At 59.8% G+C, this 21,011-nt stretch carries 9 protein-coding genes; 7 read left to right on the top strand and 2 right to left on the bottom strand.

The window, feature by feature from the left end:
- Positions 1-30 precede the first annotated feature (30 nt).
- The 7 genes from ACT53M_RS03125 to ACT53M_RS03095 all read left to right on the top strand — a co-directional run bounded on the left by ACT53M_RS03125 (position 31) and on the right by ACT53M_RS03095 (position 16,503).
- Positions 31-888, top strand: a complete 858-nt coding sequence (locus ACT53M_RS03125; protein ID WP_476231414.1) for a BrxR family helix-turn-helix transcriptional regulator — start codon at positions 31-33, stop codon at positions 886-888.
- The gene (locus ACT53M_RS03120) at positions 885-6,041 is read left to right on the top strand and encodes a DEAD/DEAH box helicase (protein WP_476231413.1); all 5,157 of its coding nucleotides are present in this window, start codon (positions 885-887) and stop codon (positions 6,039-6,041) included. Before ACT53M_RS03125 ends, ACT53M_RS03120 begins: the two co-directional genes overlap by 4 nt.
- Entirely contained in the window at positions 6,038-8,827 is a 2,790-nt protein-coding gene (locus tag ACT53M_RS03115) for a helicase-related protein (protein ID WP_476231412.1), read from the top strand. Before ACT53M_RS03120 ends, ACT53M_RS03115 begins: the two co-directional genes overlap by 4 nt.
- On the top strand, positions 8,827-13,326 hold the full coding sequence (locus ACT53M_RS03110) for an Eco57I restriction-modification methylase domain-containing protein (protein WP_476231411.1): 4,500 nt from the start codon (positions 8,827-8,829) through the stop codon (positions 13,324-13,326). Before ACT53M_RS03115 ends, ACT53M_RS03110 begins: the two co-directional genes overlap by 1 nt.
- A complete protein-coding gene (locus ACT53M_RS03105) occupies positions 13,304-15,220 on the top strand; it encodes a hypothetical protein (RefSeq protein WP_476231410.1) in 1,917 nt (638 codons plus the stop codon). Before ACT53M_RS03110 ends, ACT53M_RS03105 begins: the two co-directional genes overlap by 23 nt.
- A gap of 77 nt (positions 15,221-15,297) precedes the next feature.
- Positions 15,298-15,696, top strand: a complete 399-nt coding sequence (locus ACT53M_RS03100) for an ATP-binding domain-containing protein (protein ID WP_476231409.1) — start codon at positions 15,298-15,300, stop codon at positions 15,694-15,696.
- Between the two features lie 24 nt (positions 15,697-15,720).
- Positions 15,721-16,503, top strand: a complete 783-nt coding sequence (locus ACT53M_RS03095; protein ID WP_081095300.1) for an HNH endonuclease — start codon at positions 15,721-15,723, stop codon at positions 16,501-16,503.
- Positions 16,504-16,849: 346 nt separating this feature from the next.
- Here the strand turns inward: ACT53M_RS03095 and ACT53M_RS03090 are convergent, their stop codons facing one another.
- Together ACT53M_RS03090 and ACT53M_RS03085 are read right to left on the bottom strand one after the other, a co-directional pair.
- The gene (locus tag ACT53M_RS03090) at positions 16,850-19,552 is read right to left on the bottom strand and encodes a conjugal transfer protein TraG N-terminal domain-containing protein (RefSeq protein ID WP_476231408.1); all 2,703 of its coding nucleotides are present in this window, start codon (positions 19,550-19,552) and stop codon (positions 16,850-16,852) included.
- Between the two features lie 33 nt (positions 19,553-19,585).
- The gene (locus ACT53M_RS03085; RefSeq protein ID WP_476231407.1) at positions 19,586-21,010 is read right to left on the bottom strand and encodes a conjugal transfer protein TraH; all 1,425 of its coding nucleotides are present in this window, start codon (positions 21,008-21,010) and stop codon (positions 19,586-19,588) included.
- Position 21,011: the final 1 nt, after the last annotated feature.

Genomic DNA, 21,011 nt, shown 5'->3' with positions numbered 1-21,011 from the left:
GTTTAGCCCAGTTTCTTGGGGGATCGGGGCATGGAGAGCGAATCGGGATTGCGGCGCGGGGTTGAGAGCCGCCTCGAATTCATTGAATTCAGGCTCTTCTGGGAGGGCCACGTCAACCGGAGTGACCTGATCGAAGTTTTCGGCGTTTCGATCAATCAGGCATCGACGGATCTGAACAGATATCTCGGCCTAGCCGAAGCAAACATGGTCTACGACAAGAGCGCCAGGACGTATGTGCGTAGCTCGTCCTTCAGCCCCGTGTTCCACCAGCCAGACGCAGCCCAGTATCTCTCTCAGCTCAGATCGCTTTCGGATGGCATCATTGCCGCCGAGGACAGTTGGATCGGGGGTTTGCCAAGCTTTGCCTGCGCTCCGACGCCTGCTCGAGGTGTCTCGCCCAACATCTTGCGGGCGATGGTGACGGCGATCAAGCGGCACGAGGCGATCGAAGTTTTCTATCAATCCATGTCATCGCCCGAGCCAGCTTGGCGGTGGATCGAACCCCATGCCTTGGTGTTTGACGGGTTCAGATGGCATGCTCGCGCGCACTGCCCACGTAGCAGCGCCTTCAAGGACTTTATTCTCTCGCGAATTACCGATACCCGCGCATCAAAGCCTGCTGATGCGCGGTCTTCGGTCGATAGCGATTGGGAAGAGCAGGTTGATCTCCAGATTGTGCCACATCCCGAACTGAGTGCTGGTCAGCGCAAGGCGATCGAGCTCGACTACGGTATGGAAAATGGGGTGACGACCATATCTGTCCGGCGGGCAATGCTTTACTACGCACTTAAGCGGCTCGGATTAGACACGGACCCCGCCGCGCGACGTCCCCAAGACCAGCAGATCGTTTTGCAAAATCGAGATTCTGTGGAGGATCAAAGGGCGTGAACATCTTCGAACTCGATAAAGCGCTCGTTGACCGATACGCTTCCTTCGCCCGTTCTTTCTCTGCCATTCGTGCGCCAGAAATCGATCAGCAGGTGCGGTCCATCTATGAGCAGGGCCGTTTCTGGCCCGACCCGCTGATCACGATCAATCCACGATTTGAAGCTGGAAAATCGATCGACGAACTGGTCGTATCGGGTGACGTTGCGCCAGAGCTGGCGTCGATCTTCGCCGCTGGACCAGATCGAACACCGATCCGCCTACACCGCCATCAGGAGCGGGCCGTTGCGAAGGCCCGGAACCGTGAGAGCTTCGTTGTCACGACCGGAACGGGTTCGGGTAAATCTCTGTGCTTTTTCGTGCCGATCGTTGATGCAATCGTCCGGGCGAAGCAGGCCGGAGAAGCGCCGCGTACCAAGGCGATCATCATTTATCCGATGAATGCATTGGCAAATTCGCAGCTCGGAGAGATCCGTAAATTTGTTGATGATGCCGGTTTGCCAGCACACCTGCGTCCTTCCGTCGCGCGCTATACCGGCCAGGAAACGGACGAAGAGCGTCAGCAGATATCACGGGACAAGCCCGATATCCTGCTGACAAACTTCATGATGCTCGAACTGCTGATGACCCGGCAGGAGCGCCTTGATCGGGCGGTCATAGACAATGCCCAGAACCTCGATTTCCTCGTTCTCGATGAACTTCATACCTACCGTGGCCGGCAAGGTGCCGATGTCGCAATGCTGGTTCGGCGGGTAAAACAGCGCCTTACGCCATCCAAGGATCTGATTTGTATCGGCACGTCGGCCACGATGTCGAGTTCGCCCGACGAAGCCGAGAGAGCGGCAGCGGTTGCCGAAGTTGCGACCAAGCTGTTTGGGCAGTCCATCGGTATTGGTAGTATCATCGATGAAAGTCTCGCGCGCGCCACATCTCCCGCAATCAAGGCAGAAACGCTCGGAGAACAGCTTCGCCAGGCTGTGCTGCAGCCGCTTGCCGGCAATCTCACGGATGCTGATCTCACACTTCATCCGCTGGCGTGCTGGATCGAGACTCAGGTTGGTCTTGACGACGCCGAGAAGCTGCGGCGCCGAAAGCCGATGACCCTTACCACTGCAGCGCAAGCGCTGAGCCTTCAGACGGGCGCGCCCGAAGAGGATTGCAGTCGCGCGATAGCCGACATGCTCGCCATGATGGGCAAGCCCGAGAGTGAGCGTGGAGGGACGTCTTCAAGGGCCTTTCTTGCGTTCAAACTTCACCGTTTTATCTCCGGTGCGGGTCAGGCCTATTCGACACTGGAACCGTCCGCACAGCGCCGGGTCAGTCTCGAGGGACAGAAGTTTCATCCTGATGATCCTGAGGCCCGGCTCTACCCATTGTTCTTCTGCCGTGAATGCGGTCAGGAACACCATAGCGTGTCCATCACAAATGCTGATGGCGCGCATCGCGTCATTGCTCGCTCGATCGATGAAGCTGCCCGCGACGAGGCAGAGCCTGATGGCACAGAAACGGGTTATCTGGTGCCTGCGGTCAACGCAGGTTTCCGGTTTGCGGGTAGTCCAGATGACTATCCTGACGAATGGCTGGAGCCTACGGCGAGCGGTGAGGTCCGCCTGAAGTCTGCGCATCGCGGAAAGCATGAAGGGCGCCTTGTCATGGTGCGTCCCGACGGCAGCTTTGGCGACGAGGGCATCCCGGCGTGGTTTTTTTCCGGAAAGTACCGCTTCTGCCCGGAATGCGGTCATCAACCAGCGTCACAAGCGCGTGAAATCAACAAGCTGGCCGGCCTGTCCGCTGAAGGACGAAGTTCGGCTACGACACTGATCGTTGCCACCATTTTGGCATGGATGGAGCGGGATGGGTCGCTCGACCCGCATACCCGCAAATTGCTGGGCTTCACCGACAACCGGCAAGATGCAGCGCTTCAGGCAGGTCACTTCAATGACTTTATCTTTGTCACCCTTCTGCGCGCAGCGATCCTGCGAGCGGTCAGGAATGCTGGGCCTCAAGGGCTAAAGGCAGACAAGTTTGGTGAGGCCGTGCGGTTGGCCTTGGGCTTCGACCTCGACGACAAGGACCGGCTCGGCGAATGGATGCTCGATCCGAACGCCAAGGGCTACCAGAACCGGCAAGAGGCCCAAGAGGCTCTGTCCGAAGTTTTGGCTCACCGGCTTTGGGCAGATTTGCGCAGAGGGTGGCGTTATACAAATCCAAATCTGGAAGAAGTCGGCCTGATCACGGCTCACTTCCCGGGACTGGATGATCTGATTGCCGACGATGAAGAGTTTGCCAGCAATCCGCGCCTGGCATCCGCAACGCCAGCCCAGAGGCGTCATTTGTTCGAAATCCTGTTCGATCAAATGCGGCAGGGTCTCGCGGTTGCGACGGACGCTCTTGACCGTGGCAAGGTGAAGCAATCGGCCGAAGTATCACGCAACCGCCTCCGGCTTCCCTGGGCTATCGACAGGGAGGAGGAAAACACGCTGCGGGAGTGCGGTTTCCTGATGATTTCGCCGCCCCGAAGCGGCACCATCCGTGCCTCTGAAGCAGCCTTGATTCTGCGGGCTGGTCGCCAGAGCAAGCTCGGCAAAGCCCTGCGCCATCCCAAGCTTTGGAACAATGAACAGGTTCCGGCGAAAGAATATGACGAACTGATCGAGACATTGCTGAAGGCTGCCGAGGCCCATCAGTTCGTTCGACGGGTCAATGTCGGTTATGAAGCGCCGGCATGGCGTATGGCGCCGACAGCAATCCGCCTGATCCCCGCTGACACACGTCGTGATGGCAAGCGGCAAAACCTGTTTTTCCGAGATTTGTACGAGCAGGTCGCCGATATGCTCAGCCATTCCGGCAATCTTCCCTACAGTTTCGAGGCCAGGGAACACACGGCACAGGTCGATCAGGAAGTCCGGGCGTGGCGGGAAGACCGCTTCCGCTTTGAGCAGCCGGATCGTGAAAGGTTGAAAACCAATCTTGAGCAGATGCGAGAGCAAGGTGAGCCGGACAGCTTCCTTCCTGCGCTGTTCTGCTCACCGACAATGGAGCTTGGCGTCGATATCAGCGCGTTGAATGCTGTTTACCTGCGTAACGTGCCTCCGACGCCCGCCAACTATGCCCAGCGCTCAGGCCGAGCAGGGCGCAGCGGGCAAGCCGCGTTGATCGTTGTCTATTGCGCTGCCCAGTCGCCCCACGATCAATATTATTTCGCCGATCAGCAGGCAGTGGTTGCAGGCGCCGTGCGACCGCCAGCGCTTGATCTCGCCAATCAGGATCTGCTCCGCAGCCACCTCCACGCCGAATGGCTGGCTGCAGCCAATGTGCCGCTGAAATCCGCCATTCCGGAAAACCTGGACATGGGTCGGGATGGGAAGCCGTTGACAGCAGAAATCAACGAGGGCCTACAGGTGCTTGCAGCAAGTGGGGCAGCCAAGCCCATCATGCGCCGCCTCATCGATGCCATGCTACCTGCTGTTAATCTTCGTGACGCACCCTGGCTTGCTGACGTCGATGCCTTTGTCGAACGGACCGACAAGGAGGCCTTGGCCTCGTTGAATGAGGCGTTCGATCGCTGGCGCAATTTGCATAGCAGCGCGCGCCGCGAGCAGGAGCTGGCTCACGCTATCCAGAACAAGGTGGGGCTGAAAGCTGGGGAGAGAACCGCAGCAGCCGGGCGATATCGCAATGCATCCAGGGAGCTTGAGATCCTCGAGTGCGGGAAGGCATCCAACAGTTCGGATTTCTACACCTATCGCTACCTCGCCACCGAGGGCTTTCTGCCCGGCTACAACTTCCCGCGCCTCCCGTTGTATGCCTTTATCCCGGCTGCCAAGAGCGCGGTTTTACAACGTCCGCGCTTCCTCGCGATCGCCGAATTCGGTCCGAACAGTATGATCTATCATGAAGGTCGCGCCTACCGCGTTACCAAGGCAAAACTCCCCGCCGAGGGCCGAATGGACAGCGGACAGTTGGCGACCTCGACACTGATCCTGTGCCCGGAGTGCGGAGCAGCACATACCGACGAGCTTCGGGAACGCTGCCACGCGTGCCACACTTCGCTGGGTGGTGCCGAGCGGCTCGATACTGTGTTCCGCATCGACAATGTCGAGACCGCACCGGCAGAGCGGATCACGGCAAATGACGAAGATCGTCAACGCCGCGGGTTCGAGATCCAGACGGTCTTTCAATGGCCGGTCCACAATGGTGCGCCAGACATCCGCTCCACGGTGCTTGGTCACGCTGGAGAAGATTTGCTGCGACTGGATTATGGCGCAGCAACAAAGCTCTCGCGCATCAACAAGGGGCTGCGGCGGCGCAAATCGAAATCGATCTGCGGATTCTTTATCGACCCGAATTCGGGACGTTGGCTGAAAGACCCGGCCAACGGTGACGATGATGATGGCATGGGCGATCCGACCCAGGCCAAGCCGCAGCGGATTGTTCCGATGGTGGAGGATCATAAGAACGCACTGCTCTTGCAGCCACAGGTCACCTTCAGCACGGAGGAAATGGCGACATTCCAGCATGCATTTATTCGCGGCACTCAGCTGGTTTTCGAGCTGGAAGAAGGCGAAATTCTCGGCGAGCCTCTACCGAGCCGTGACATTCGCAATGCCATCCTGCTTTACGAAGCAACCGAAGGCGGCGCTGGCGTGCTGAATCGGTTGGTGGCTGATCCCAACAAGGTTGCCGAAGTCGCTCAGGTGGCGCTCACGCTCATGCATTATCGCGAACCGTTTAACCCGGCCGATATGCTGGAGACTGATGATGCCTGCGTTGCCGGATGTTATCGCTGCATCCTGTCCTATTTCAATCAGCCTGATCACGAGCTGATTGATCGCCGTCATGATCAGGTGATCGACGTTCTGTGCAGGCTTGCACAGGCAAGCGAAGTTGCGTCCGAAAACACAGAAACGCAGCATCCATGGTTGACTGCAATTGAGCAATGGGGCGTCCCAACACCTTCCGCGATTACGATCGATGGATCGGTGCAACGATTGTTCTGGCCTGCGCGAGGTGTCCTGGCAATTCCTGGCGGCCCGACACCCGGCCTCGTGGCTGAAGCTTCGGCGCTCGGCATTCTCGACATCATCTCCTTGCCCCTGACGCCCGACGAGCAGGCTCGGAACGAACTTGTTGCAGCTTTGGGAATTTGCGCATGAACGCGGTTGTTTTTTCTCCCGGAGACATGGTGCGCGCGCGCGGGCGCGAATGGATTGTTCTGCCTTCACCGTCGGAAGAGTTGCTCAATGTACGGCCATTGTCGGGCACGGACGATGACGCCCAGCTGATCGCACCCGCACTGGAAACGTCTCCGGTTTCAGCCGCAAGTTTTGCCGCACCGACCTCGGATCGCCTGGACACGCAGGACGGCGCCAGATTGCTGGCGGATGCTTTGCGGTTGTCGCTTCGCCGCGGGGCTGGGCCATTTCGAAGCGCGGCCCATCTCGGGGTAGAGCCTCGCGCATATCAGCTTGTTCCGCTTATGATGGCGCTCAAGCAATCAGTTGCTCGGCTGCTGATCGCAGACGATGTCGGCATTGGCAAAACCATCGAAGCAGGCATGATCCTGCGCGAATGGCTGGATCGGGGGATCGTTGATCGCTTCGCTGTGCTTTGCCCGCCGCATCTCGTCGATCAATGGGTCAGCGAACTTGGCGAAAAGTTCGATATCGACGCGGTTGCTGTGACTGCGGCCAAGGCACGCGGCCTGGAGCGGGGGCTGCCCACCTCACAAAGCCTTTTCGAGGCCTATCCCTTTACGGTCGTCAGCCTCGACTACATCAAGGCCGACAGTCGCCGAGATGATTTTGCCCGGGCTTGCCCGCCCTTTGTGATTGTCGATGAAGCGCATGCCTGCGTCGGCAACGAACGTGGCAAGCATCAACGCTACGGTTTGCTGGAACGCCTGGCGGCGGACAGCGAGCGGCACTTGCTGCTGCTTACGGCTACGCCCCACAGCGGCGACACCGTGGCCTACGACCGTTTGCTCGGCCTTGTGCACAAGGATCTGCAGGGCGGCCCCGATGCGGGCGACAGCAATGCGCGAGAACGCTACGCCCGACGTCTGGCGCAGCATTTTGTACAGCGTCGCCGCCCGGACATTCAGGACGGCTGGGACGAACAGCGCGCCTTTGCGAAACACGAGGCCAAGGAAGCGCCGTTCACGCTGACAGGCGATTTCGCGGCATTTCAGGATGCTGTGCTGGACTATTGCCTATCGGTGACCGAGCGCGCCGGGTCCGATCAGCGTCATCGCCGCCTTGCCTTCTGGGGCACCCTTGCCCTGATGCGCTGCGTCGGCTCCTCTCCCGCCGCGGCCCTGAGCGCTCTCCGCAACCGGCTTGGCGGCATGGCCGAGGAGGAAGCCATCGAGCCGGTCGTTTTCGATGCCGAAGACGGCGTGCTCAATGACAGTGATGTAGAACCCGCGACCGCGAGCGAGCATGGCGAAGAGGGAGAGGCGCTGCGCGGCCTGATCGACCTTGCACAAACCCTGTCCAGCAGCCGTGATGACGATCCGAAGGTAAGACAGCTCGTCGCTGAACTAAAGCCGTTGCTCAAGGACGGCGTAAAGCCGGTCATTTTCTGCCGCTTCATTGCGACGGCTGAAGCCCTGGGGGAAACGCTCCGGACAATCTTCCCCAAACACCAGATCGCGGTGGTTACCGGCACACTGGCACCCGACGAACGCCGGGTCCGGGTGGATGCGCTGGAGCCGCATGAGAACCGTATCCTAGTGGCGACGGACTGCCTATCGGAAGGGATCAACCTCCAGAGCCTGTTCGATGCGGTCATCCATTATGATCTCAGCTGGAACCCGACACGGCACCAACAGCGCGAAGGCCGCGTCGACCGGTTCGGCCAACGGGCGAAGGTCGTCCGCTCGATCATGATGTACGGCGACAACAGTCCGATCGACGGTGCCGTGCTCAACGTCATCCTGCGCAAGGCTGAAGCCATCGAGAAGGCGACCGGCGTCAGCGTTCCGATGCCGGAAGATCAGGAGAGTGTGACATCTGCGCTGATGCAGGCGGTTCTGCTCCATCGCGGCGGAAGTGCGCGCAGCCAGATGGCGTTTGATTTCGGGCCGGGCGCCGAGCAGTTCGAACGCCAGTGGCGCGATACGGCGGAAGGCGCGAAGGCCAGCCGCGCACGCTATGCACAGGGCGCTCTGAAGCCCGATGAAGTGCTGCCCGAATGGCGCAAGATGCGGGCGCTCAACGGCGGCCCGCAAGAGGTCTCCCGTTTCACAGAGCGCGCCCTGAAGCGTTTGCAGGCCCCGCTTGAGGCTTCAAAGGGACACTCCCTTCTCCACACCGATTTCTTGCCTGACATGATGCGCGAACGGCTCCAGCAGCGCGGCCTGCGTGGCACGAGGCGGATCAGTTTCGAGGATGATCCCCTTCCCGGCGTCACTTATGTCGGGCGGGTGCATCCCATCGTCGCGGTGCTGGCCGAAACATTGGCCGAAGGCGCACTCGATCCTGCGGGCGCAGACGGCAAGGCCCTTGGCCGCGCCGGCGTGTGGCGGACCCGGGCGGTCACCCAGATGACAACATTGCTCGTCCTGCGGCTGCGCTACAAGCTGGTGACGAGCGGACGCCTGAACCGGCTGCTGCTGGCCGAAGAGGCAACCGGGCTTGCCTTCTCCGGTCTCGGCCAGGATGTCGCGCTCAATGCCGAAGACGCGCTGACGCTGCTTGAGGCCGAAGCATCGAGCAACATGGATGAAAGCGCCCGCATTCGGCAGATCGAGGCCGCGCATGAGCGTCTCTCGGCCTATCGCCCGGCCATAGAAGCCTTCGCGCATCAAAGGGGTGAAGCACTGTCGCACGATCATCTGCGCCTGACCGAAGCGGCAGGCGGCGGTGCGACCGTCAAGGTGACCCCGGTGCTCCCGGCGGATATCATCGGCCTCTATGTCCTGCTGCCGGAGGTGAACTGATGTCTCGGCCCACCAAACGCGCAAGCGACACCGGCTTTGCCGCGCTCACGATCGAAGGCGGGCTGATCGCGCCCGATCAGGTTCAGGCCATCGCTTCCGCCGCGCCCGATCAGAAAACGGCGGCGGACTATGGCTGCCCCAAAGGCACAGGCCTGCGCGACGAGATCACACGTTATTTCCGCATCGCACAGGCCCATTGGCAGGGTTACGCGCGGCTCGAGCAGCCGACGATGCAGCAGACGGCAGAGTTTGCCCGCAACCTGCTCGAACAGGCGTTTGGCTTTGAATTGACCGGGCCACACCATCACATGCGTGAGGACAGGCGCTTCACCATCGCGTGGGAAGCCAAGGGCGGGCGTGTGCCTATAGTGGTCTCCCCACCAGCCCCTGCGGAAAAGGGCAAGGTTGGCGATGGCTTCGCCCGCGCTTTGTCCGAATTCGGCGATGGCGCCGATGGCCGCATTGCGCGCCGTTCGCCCACCGTGCTGTTGCAGGACTGGCTCAATGCCAATCCCGACTTCTACTGGGGCCTCGTTTTCGCAGGCGACCGGGTGCGGTTGATGCGCGATAACGCCAGCCTGACCCGGCCCGCTTGGATCGAGGCAGACCTCGGCGCGATCTTCCGTGATGAGATGTTCGCCGATTTCGCGGCGCTGTGGCTGCTGATCCACGCCAGCCGCTTCGGCGCAGAGGGCGCAGCGGCCAGCGATTGCGCGCTGGAACGCTGGCGTGAGGCCGGCATGCGGGCGGGCACGTCCGCGCGGGAGCGGTTGCGCGTCAATGTTGAGGAAGCGCTGATGGCGCTGGGTCAGGGCATCCTCGATGCCAACCCCGCGATCCGCGAACGGCTCGACACCAACCAGCTGACCATGCCGCACCTGTTCGAACAGATGCTGCGCGTGGTTTATCGAATGATCTTCCTTGGCGTGGCCGAGGATCGCGATCTGCTGCACCCGCACGCAACGCCCAAGGCCGTGCGCGATCTTTACAGCAACAACTATGGTTTCGCCTGGGCACGGGACAGGTCAACGCGCCGCAACGCGCATGATCATCACCATGATGCCTGGGAAGGCATGAAGGTCACGTTCCGCGCGCTGGAACGCGGTGAAAAGCTGCTGGGCCTCCCGGCACTGGGCGGCCTGTTCGACCGTGCGCTCACCCCCGATCTGGATGCCGCGCAAATCCCCAACCGCGCGCTGCTGGCGGCTGCGTTCAAGCTGGGCTGGCTGATCGAGGATGGCCGCCGCGTGCGGATCAACTGGCGCGATATGGCGACCGAGGAACTGGGCAGCGTTTATGAAGGGCTGCTCGAACTGGTGCCGGTGCGCGAGGATGAAGGGCGAACCTTCAGTTTTGCAGGCGGCGCGGAAGCGCGTGGCAATGCGCGCAAGGTATCGGGCAGCTATTACACGCCGGACTCTCTGGTGCAGTGCCTGCTCGATTCTGCGCTCGATCCGGTGCTGGAGCGCGCCGAAGCTGAAGGCGGCGCGGACGCGATCCTTGAGCTGAACGTGATCGATCCCGCCTGCGGATCGGGCCACTTCCTGCTCGGCGCAGCGCGGCGCATGGCGACTCGGGTGGCGCAGCTGCGCAATCCTGATGCGCCCGATTACAATGCGGCGATGCGTGATGTGGTGCGCAATTGCATCCATGGCGTGGACCGCAACCCGATGGCCGTAGAGCTGGCCAAGGTTGCTCTCTGGATCGAGACGGTGGAACCGGGCAAGCCGCTCGGCTTCCTTGACGCCAATATACAGTGCGGCGACAGCTTGCTGGGTGTTATTGATCTCAAGGTCTTGGAAGATGGCATACCCGATGATGCCTACAAGACGCTTCCAAGCGATGACAAAGATACGGCCAACGGGCTCAAAAAGCTGAATCGTGCCGAACGTGATGCCGGGCTGCTCCGAAGGGCCATTGCCCCTGAAAAGCTGGCGGAGAAGTTTGATCGGTTTCATGCATTGCCAGAAGCCACTTTGGCGGAGATCGCTCAAAAGGCTCGGGCCTTCTCGGAGATCCGAAGCGACCCAGATTGGTGGTCCCTTCGGATTGCCTGCGACGCATGGATCGCAGCGTTCATGCTCCCGAAGCCGAAGACCGAAACGTCAGTCGACAAAGTTCTTGTGCCAACAACACGGCACGTAAGGGAGGCACTCGATCGCCGTCCACCCCAAGGCCCGATGGCGGTAGCTATCGACACTGCCGCACATTCTGTCCGAGCGTTTCATTGGCCACTGGCATTCCCGGAAGTCGTCATCGGCAAGGGCGGGTTTGACTTGGTCATCGGCAATCCGCCTTGGGAGCGGATCAAGCTTCAGGAAGAGGAGTTTTTCGCAGCACCTGCCCCTGAAATAGCGAATGCGAAGAACGCGGCAGCCCGGAAGAAAATGATTGCCGCTCTCGATGAAACCGATCCGCCCTTGGCTGCGGCCTGGGCCACAGCAGTTCGCCAGTCTGCCGCGGAAAGTGCATTTATGCGCTTGTCTGGCCGATACCCTCTCGGCGGCGTTGGTGACGTGAACACATACGCGGTATTTGCCGACCACTTCAGGCAGCTTGTAACCAAGACAGGCCGGGCGGCGTTGATTTTGCCGACCGGCTTAGTGGACGGCTTCACCTATCGGAAATTCCTCGGGCATTTGCTTCGGACCAAGACGATTGTTTCCTACTTCGGCTTTGAGAACGAGGAACTTTTGTTCCGCCATATTACGAACAAGGTGAAATTCGGCCTGCTGACCCTTTCTGGCACCGAGGCACCTGTTGAACAGCCGTGGTTCACGGCTCATCTGCGCCAACCAACACAGGTTCACGATCCTGAGCGTCGGTATGCTTTGAGCATTGAAGAAATTGAAGCGATCAATCCAAATACGCTGAATTTGCCCGCATTTCGTTGGGCAAAAGACGCGAGGGTTGCTGCGGCCGTGCATAGAGCGGCTCCGGTGTTGGTACGTAAGACGGACGATGGCGTAGAGAACGTCTGGGATGTGTTTTTCCAGCGCATGTTCGACATGGCAAATGATGCCAGCAAATTCTTGGATCACTCCGATATTGCTCAATCAATCGTCGAAAGGCAGCTTGCGAAAGCCACACTCAAAGATGGCCGGGCAGTCTACCCTCTCTACGAGGGCAAGATGTTTTGGCATTTTGACCATCGATACGGGACTTACGAAGGGCAAACCGAAAAGCAGTCAAACAAGGGGGTGCTTCCTCGCACCGGAGATAACCAGCACGACGACCCACTTTATCAAATTGAACCGCTCTATTGGGTTGATGCGTCTCTCACCGACGATGCCTTGGCCGAGAGATACACTGAACCTTTCTACTATTCCTGGCGCGATGTCGGACCGTCAGAACGTACGTTTGTCGGAACTGTGTTACCCAAATCAGCCGTTGGACATGCCGCACCGGTACTTTTCACGACGTCGGCTGGCTATGCCCGTGCCGCCTTTTACGCAATTCTGTCGAGCCTCGTTGTCGACTACGCGGCCCGACAAAAAACCAATCGTATGACGTACTTCGTCGTAGAACAGTTGCCGGTCATGACGCCTACCGCTTTGTACAAGAACTGCGACTGGCTCGGCTCGTCATTCGAAATTTGGATCGGACTTCGGGCTTTGGAATTGTACTATACGAACATTGAACTGCGACCGTTTGCTGAAGATCTTGGCTTTGATGGTAGGCCCTTCCGATGGAATCCGGAGCGTCGAGTCTTGCTGCAGGCAGAGATCGATGCCGCGGTTCTTCATTTGTATGGGCTAAATCGCGCCGATGCAGAGTGGCTGCTGGACTCCTTTGCTGTGCTTCGAAAGTACGAGGAGCGAGATCACAGTGAGTTTCGGACCAAACGCCTCGTGCTGGAAATCTATGGCGAGATGGAAAGGGCGCAGGCCAGCGGGACATTCTATCAAAGCCGCTTGTCACCGCCGCCCGCCGACCCGAGCTGTTGTCATGCCGAGCCGGGACATCTTGCGGCGCCTCAGGAATTGAGCGCGGTCGCGCAGGGTTCTCATCACATTGCCGATGGAGCTTGGGATTACTCCATTCGCGATGAAGTCGATGTGCGGCTCTTGCTGGCGGCGATCGTCAAGCGAATGGGCCAGCCTCGCCCAATTCAAGAGGTGATGCTGGCATTCCTGTATGCCGCCCAGCCACATCTTCTGATGCCGCACCTCAGTGCGGATCGTCAGGCTGAGTGGCGACGGCTGGTTGGCCCGACAGCAGACATGTCCAGAATTTCCGTCGCCAGCTTCGCCTCGTCTCACCTGGCGCGCTTCACGGAAGCAAAGGGCAGACTCGCCGCTGAAGGCGCATGGCGCTTCGATGTTGCATCCAACACCGTGGATCGCGGCTCTGCCATATACAGCATCAGCCTTCCTCCTTCGACCGAGGGGCGCGCCGATTTCGTTTGGCACGCCATGCGTTCCATCAACCAGCAGAACGCGACCGGCGCGCTGTCTCAGGAGGAGCATAGCTTCCTTGCCCAAGCCGTCGCTGCCTGATCTTTTCAGATCCTCAATTGACGCGATCATCCCGGAAGCGGGGAGGAGCGAACCTCGCCTGTGGGTGCGTCGACTGATCATCTGGAGCGAGCGCGGGCAGGTCGTGCGCGACATTTCGTTGCGCCCGGGCTTGAATATCGTCTGGTCTCCCGACGCTGATGCTGATGGCAATCCTATGGGGCATGGCGGCGGCAAGACCAGCTTCTGCCGCCTGCTGCGCTATTGCCTGGGTGAGGATAGCTTCGGGACTATCGACCAACGGCAACTGATCGCAAACGCGATGCCCGACGCTCATGTTAGTGCGGAAATCATTCTCGATGGCAACCCCTGGGTGGTTGTGCGGCCCATTGGTAACCCGCGCGGCAGGCATCTGGCTCAGAAGGGCGGCAATCTCGACACTGCCTTCAGTGACGATATGCCCAACACAACGATGTCTCCGCTCCGGCAGGCAATTGCCGAAGCAATCATGCCTGAGGCAACGCCGCATATGCCGATCGGTAGCAGTGCCGACGATGCGTGGGAGGCGGCTCTGGCGTGGATCAGTCGGGATCAGGAATGCCGATTGCTCGACATACTGGAGTGGCGTGCCGCAGAAACGCAGTCACGCTCGCCTTCGCGCGCCATGTCCAAGGCGGATAGATTGGCCGTTGTCCGATTGCTGATCAATGCCCTCCAACCGACCGAGATCGACGCCAGTCGCCGCGCTCAAAGCCATCGGCGCGCCGCCGAAGAAGCTGATAAGAAGAAGACTCGCATCGAGGCCACACGAGCTGATGTCGCGCGCGGACTCGCTGCTGCGTTCGGCGGAGATCCGGAAGATTCAGATTCGCCGGAATTGTGGTCTCGGACCGCTGGAGCGGCCGCGCAAGCGGAGGTGACTGCAGCCGATCCGGATCTCGGACAAAAGCTCAAGGATGCGCAAGAGGCCGTTGCCGAGAAGGATGACGAGATCCGCAAAGCCGAAAATCGGTTGTCATCGATAGAAGGCGAGCAAGCGGGACTTTCTGCGCAATTGAAAACGTTGGCCGAAGTGCTTCCAAAACGTGAAATGCTTCTGAGCGACGCAGAAAATCCCAAATGCCATGCGTGCGGACAGCCGATCAGCGCGCATTCTGAAGCTTTTATCGCGGAGCGGATGGCTGAGCGCGATGTGCTGCTCAAGCAAAAGAATGATGCGCTCGAGCAGCAGCAGTCGCTCAAGAGTGAGCAAAATAGCCTGAACTATGACGTTGCGGCGGCTAGGCAGGAGCTCGAACGCCGAAAGACGAAATTGGCGGAACTCACAAGTGCCGCCGACAAGCTTGCCTCTGCCCGTGGCTATGTCACGTTGACGGCTAATTATCGCGCCTTCGGAGCGGAAATCGCTCGTCTGGACACACAGGCCAAGGCGGACTTGGAAAAAGCCTCCAAGGCTTCACGTGAAGCGGATGACCTTCGCAAGGCTTCACAGAACGTGGTGAAGCGCCTGTCGGAGCACTTTGATACAGTCATCCGCGTGATCATCCCGGACAATGCCCATGGCGAGGTAGTGTTATCGGAAGGCGGTATTCAGCCTTCGGTTAGGCTGCATGGCAATTTGACGACAGCGGCTGTGGACTCGCTCAAAGTTGTGGCATTTGATCTCGCAGCACTGATTTTATCGATTGAAGGAAAGACCCAGCTTCCAGGCTTTTGGCTGCATGATAGTCCCCGGGAGGCTGACCTTGGCTTGCCGCTATACCACCGTTTGTTCGACCTCGTCAGGACATTGGAAGGTCTGACGACGGCGCCGCTCTTCCAGTACATCATCACGACAACAACAAGGCCGCCGCCGGACCTTCAGGTAGCGCCTTGGCTGATTTTGCAGCTTAGCAGCGCACCCGCAGAAATGCGCCTTTTTGAGCGGGATCTATAAGCGGTGGCGGGACCAAGGAATTTCCGATCTTGCCACTGCGGCGAGACTTTCCTCCCGCAAGCTGAAGGGGATGACTGATGGTATCAGCGTCGCCAGCGCCCGCCCTCCTTTGCGATGGATCGAGGTCGATCGCGGTGCTGGTGAATCGGGAAGACCAGCTCCAGACGCTTGCCGATGCCTTGAACGAAGCCCTGGAGGACCAAGCCATTCGTGCTGTGGCTTGTCCAAAGGGCCAGGCAATCGGCCCGGAAAATGACGTGAGAATATTTGAGGTTCAACACATCAAGGGTCTTGAGTTCGAGGCGATCTTCTTTGTCGATATTGACGAACTTGCCTGCCAAGAACCTGAACTATTTGAGCGCTATATCTACGTCGGCGCTATCCGACCGGCGACTTTTCTGGGGCTCACTTGTTCGGGGAAAGCACTACCCGGATCGATGGAACCGGTTTCGCAGCTCTTTCATGAGAGCTGGTGACGATATTGAAAGCGAACGTATCCCATGATCGACACCGGGCAACGCCTTTTCGATTACCCCTTCGCGCTTGAATCTGAGCTACGCGATGCCGCCAACGGTCAAGGGTATCGCATTTCCCAAGGCCAGGCAGCTGGTTGGCTGTTTTACTCGTCTGCGTCAGCACCGGGTGAAATAGCGGTCGCCGCAACAGCTTCCGGCTTGCATGGGCCATTCTTCTTGTCAGTCGCACATCCAGGTGCGGCCAGGGAACTTAAGGCGAAGGCTGCCGGACCATGTGCGAAGGGACATGCAGCGGCCTTTGCCTTCATCACGAGAGACGCCCTCTTTGCTGGCGTCAGTGCAGTTTACCGCCTGTCGCTGAGTCTGCCCACCTTGCCCTTTGAAGACTTCGTTCGGGGAACCTCTCATCTGGGCGACACAGAAGCCGACCGCGCTCAGAAGGTCCGAATAGGGCAGGATCGATTCCGGGCAGCAGTCATGGATTACTGGAACAGAACTTGCCCGTTCACTGGCATCGTTGAGCCGCAACTGCTTCGCGCCTCACATATCATTCCGTGGGCCGATTGTGAGAGCGATCAGGAAAGACTGAACGTCCACAATGGCTTGCTACTATCATCTTTGTGGGACGCCGCATTCGATAGCGGCTTGGTGACTTTCGACGACTTGGGCAATGCTATTGCCTCCCCCAGGCTTGGCAAATCAGCGCGACTTGCACTGGCGCTGGATCAAGCGCCTCCGTTGCAGTTGGTGGATGAACACAGAAGCCGTTTGGCGTGGCACCGCAGCGAAATATGGGTGGCCGATTGAGGGCTCCACACCACATGACCCATTTGAATTGAGCAAGCGTCTGCAGTGGTGAATTATAGTGCTTCACCGACATCGTGTTTCTGCTATGTTCCCATGTGAATTGGGGTGGATGCGATTATGACACACTTTGATCTTGATGACGCCAAAGCGCACGGAAGTCGCCGCTGGGAAGGCTTGTCGGAAATCGACCAGGCAATTCGTGACAATCGCCTAATGGAGTACAAGATCAAGAAGTCGTGGGCCGACCCTTGGGGGCGTAGGCTCACGATAGGGGTTCTGGTCGTCATTGCAGCTGGTTTCTCGTACTTGGCTGGTGGGTCATTCGGATTGTGGTGACTATTGCAGGTTACCACTCTTTCACGTCATCCGCTGCCTCTGCGCTGGCGCCTTGGGCTCCCTTCGTAACAGCGTCGAGGCGTCCCTTGGAGCCGCTGATCCTTTGGCGTCCTATCGCCTGAGCCCTTTGCACTTCTTCGTGGAGATTGCCGGCACCTGACATTGGCACTGAGCCTCGATTGCCGCCGCCGATTTGTGATTGGCCGCGCACTGACGCCGCGCTGGAGACGGTTGGACGCGATATGGGCTGTCCGGAGACGAGTACGAGGCGATCATCGATCCCGTCGCGAAGCTGCTCGGCGTAACTTTCGATGAACTTTGCCTGCAATGCCTGGCCTTCCGGACTGAGCTGGAAAGTGACGTCGTCGAACCGAGCGTTGCCATAATAGTCACGGTTGCTTTCAATTTCGGCGAGACCCCATTCTCGGTAGGCTTGTGACAGATTCAGATTGCCTGCAGCACTGTTGCCCTCAAAGAAAGACGCTTGGCTCTCTAGACGATTGGCAAGCTCCTCGGCTCGGCGAGCCTCGATAGTGAAGCTCTGCGCTTCCGTCAGAGAGGCATTCATGCCGATTGCGGTTGTCGAGATCGACGAGCTGCTCGAGGTGCTCACTGAGCGAACGAACCCATCGCGGGTGCTCGACCAATTGCGGCTGTCCGACATCTGGGACAGGCTACCAAAGATCCGGGAACGGTCTTCGGATGCGATGCCGATGTCGCTGTCGGTCCATGTCCGTGTCCCACCGCCCTTGAGGCCGACGTTGGCCGAAGCGACACCGTTTGAGATTCCCGCTTTGGCGCCGGCTTCACCACCTATGAACCAGGCAGTGGAGATGTCATCGGCCGCTCTGCGCGACAACCCGAATTGCCGCTGCAGACTGGTCGATGCCTGATCGACCTCGCTGAATGCGGTCTGGATGCTGTCGGAATTCGAGGTGCCGGTCGCGCTCTCGAAGGATGCGCCTCGGCTGAACTGGTCCCTGAGCTCGCGGAACTTCGTGACGGCGCTGGTCGTCGATTCCGTTGCGACATTGGCATAGGTCTCGCTGTTGGCGCGGGCCTGGGACGCCATTGTCGAAAGCCGCGATGTGAACTCCTGGCCCAGCGTCGGCGTAAAGGGATAACTGGAGTTCGGGATCTGGTCGTAACTGCCCTCCGGGAAGCTCGTGGTCATAGAGCCGGTGTCGCTGAATGTCCGGGTCTGCGGCGCGCCATAGGTGAAGCTCGGAGCAATCGTGCCTTGGGCGAACTGGCGCGTGAGGACGCTCGAGTTTTCGAAGCTGCTGTTGCCGAGCGAGATATTGCCTGTGCTCGCCTCTCGGGCAGCTTCTTCCGCCGCGTTCTGGCTCGGGTTGAGGTAGCTCGTCGCATGGTGCGAGATTGCCATGGCACCCTTGGCCACACCGCCTGCCAGGAACGGAACCGAGGCGATGAGGTAGCCTGCCAGCAGGCCAATATCGCTGTTCACGTCGGCCATCCCGGTGAAGCTCGCAAGGCTGAGGCCGTTGCTGCCTGTGACCGCGCTCATGTCGGCCGCGCCCTTGTACATCAACATCATGTGGAGGATCACGAACAGCGGTCCCCAGGCCGCGAGATAGAAGAAGCCCGTCACATAGCCCTTGAGTGCGACCGGGCCCGTCTTGGGAAGCAGGAATAGGGGAAACAGCACCGGGAAGAGGGCGTAGAACAGTACGGTCAGCACGACGTTCAGGAGCGGAACCCACTTCATCGCGTTGCTCGCGATCGAACCATAGGTCCGCTCGGTCTGGATGTCGGCGCGGGTCTGGGCATAGACGTCGACATTGCCCGCGCCGCTGCCGCCGGACATCGAGTGCATGGCCTGGCTCATCGCATTGATCGTCAGCGTCTGCTTGAAGATCTCGGTCGCGTTGGCCGAGACCCCGGTCAGGTACTGATAGGCGACCGGCAGATCGGCGAAGAGCTTCGCTTTGGCCAGCGCGGCCGTCTGGTTGGGGTAGAGCTGTCGGCCGAATACCGAACCCATCGCATCGACCAGTCCGGCCCACTGCGCATTGAGCGTGTCGTAAGCCTCGCGGCAAGTCACGATGTTCGAGCTCACCTCGCCAGTGGTCGCATCGCGTGTCAGGAACCGTTGCGCGCGAGCCTGGCTGCCCGGGGCTATCGTCGCCCAGATGTCGCCCGTCTCCGCCAGCTCCTTCATCGAGTAGCGGCCGAGCAAGACATCGTAGAACACGCACTGCCGGAAATGCTCATCGAGATTGGCGGCGAACTCGGGATCGGAAATCCGCAAGGACCGGGTCGCATCGTAGAGCCGCGCGCCGTAGATCATGCCGTTCTTTGAATAGTTGAGATCGCCAGGCAGGCCGAACACCACCTCGGCCGAGCCCGTCAAATAATCGCCGACCTGGCTGGTAAAGCTCGCCATGAGAGCCAGGCCCAGCGGCACATTGCTGACATTGGCTGGCGCAAGGCTCGGGTTGAGCCGGTCGGTCACATGGACATCGAGCCGCGGCACCATCAGGCAGGAGTAGATGAGCGTGGCGCCCAGGAACCAGTTGATCCACGCCCGCCAGTCCTGGTTGAATGCCAGTGTCAGGGCGGAAAGGCCAAGACCCATCACCATGACCACCTGGAGCAGGCTTTTGTAGCCGCCATTGCCGGTCCAGGCAGCGACTGCCTGGAAGACGTTGACCAGATAGTCGCCGCCGCCGACCGTGAAAATCTCGACCATGTCTATTGTCCCGCCTGGATGTGGTTGGCCCGGTCAGTGGGTGAGGGCGCGGCTCTGGACGCCGCGCGACCAGTCGAGCGATGCGGCCATGCCGGGAGACATTGAGGCAGCCAGCACGTTCTCGATGAACGCCGTCTTCTCGATGATCTGCAGCACCGCATTGACCTTGAGATGCGTGTTGGCCTGCCGATCAGCCAGCGCCTGACGCACGACATTGACCTGGCTCTGCCACATCGCGATCTTCGCTTCGTCGGCCCCTATGAAGCTCGACATCGATCGGCCGGCCTCGCTGACGATCCGGTCGAGCACGGCAAACAGCAGGTCGACACTGGCGATCTCGGCCAGGGTCTCGCGGTCGTCGGTCGGCATGCCGCGGCCATAGGCCGCCTGGACGGTCAGGATCTTGTAGAGCGGGATCGATGCGACCTGCAGCAGTTCCTTCTGCTCTTCGGTGATCGCCGTATCATCGCGGATCGCTTGAACCATCCCGCCAATGAGCGCCGCGACGCGCGGCCGCAGCGCTTTCGATGCGGGCAGGCTCAGCGACTTGAAACCTGGGTTGAGGCACTTCTCCGTCTCGTCGCAGTCGAAAATGAGGACGTTGCCGTTCGTGGTGCCATCCAGCAACGAGGTCACAAGCGTCGACGAGGCTTCGCCAACAATCGGCACGAACTTGCCCGGTTCATCGTCCTTGGGCGGCACGTAGATGATCGTGCCCAACAGCGTCATGGCATATTCGGCGAGCTCTTCGTCGAAGCGGCCTCCGGGTGAGAAGAACGCCGACTTCTTGAGGATCGTCCAGGTGTAGTTTCGCGGCACGCCGGGATTGACGTCGTCATACTTGCCCGACCCTTGCGCAGTCGTGCTCGAACGCTGCCCCCTTGTGCCGCAGCCGTGCTTGGCTGCAGCATAGTCGGTGAAGATGCCCTCGGAGTTGCCGATCGCTTCGCAGACCGCCTTGTCGGCAAGGTCGCCCTTCGGCCAGATTCCGCCCACCAATCCTTGTGCCATCTCGCAGGAATTGATGTTGAGGTTGTTCATGAGCTGAGCCTTCTGGCTGAACTCCTGCATGATCTTCGAGCATTCCGGGCAGACCGTGTCGATCGCCAGGCTGAAGGCGAAGCCGACGGCATTGTTGGCGACCGCCTTCAGCATCGCCACGATCTCGCTCGCGTTGATGAAGCTGAAGGATCCCGCGAAAATGTCGATACCGCCGCACCCTGCGCGGGCGCGCGGCAGCTGCAGGTTGGCAATGTTGGTCGTCTTCTGGGGAAAGCGCGTCCAGACATTGCCGAGGCTGTAATAGCCAGCTGACTGCCCCTGGAACGCGGTCGGCCCGTTGACGTTGGCTGCGCCGCCGAAGTCGTTCAGAAACGAGTCCATCGAACTGCCGACGTCGGCCGATGCACTGGTGAGAGGAAGGGTAGCTGCAAGGATCGCAGCGACGGCTCTTTTCATC

This window comes from Sphingomonas sp. DMC6 (assembly GCF_056314225.1).
The sequence above is the reverse complement of the archived record's forward strand: the minus strand, read 5'-3'. Positions and strand labels throughout refer to the sequence as shown.

What these genes read in the sequence shown, in the direction of transcription:
- ACT53M_RS03090 (WP_476231408.1), bottom strand. Translation starts at nt 19,552, where the DNA reads ATGGTCGAGATTTTCACGGTCGGCGGCGGCGACTATCTGGTCAACGTC.
- ACT53M_RS03100 (WP_476231409.1), top strand. Translation starts at nt 15,298, where the DNA reads ATGGTATCAGCGTCGCCAGCGCCCGCCCTCCTTTGCGATGGATCGAGG.
- ACT53M_RS03095 (WP_081095300.1), top strand. Translation starts at nt 15,721, where the DNA reads ATGATCGACACCGGGCAACGCCTTTTCGATTACCCCTTCGCGCTTGAA.
- ACT53M_RS03125 (WP_476231414.1), top strand. Translation starts at nt 31, where the DNA reads ATGGAGAGCGAATCGGGATTGCGGCGCGGGGTTGAGAGCCGCCTCGAA.
- ACT53M_RS03085 (WP_476231407.1), bottom strand. Translation starts at nt 21,010, where the DNA reads ATGAAAAGAGCCGTCGCTGCGATCCTTGCAGCTACCCTTCCTCTCACC.
- ACT53M_RS03115 (WP_476231412.1), top strand. Translation starts at nt 6,038, where the DNA reads ATGAACGCGGTTGTTTTTTCTCCCGGAGACATGGTGCGCGCGCGCGGG.
- ACT53M_RS03110 (WP_476231411.1), top strand. Translation starts at nt 8,827, where the DNA reads ATGTCTCGGCCCACCAAACGCGCAAGCGACACCGGCTTTGCCGCGCTC.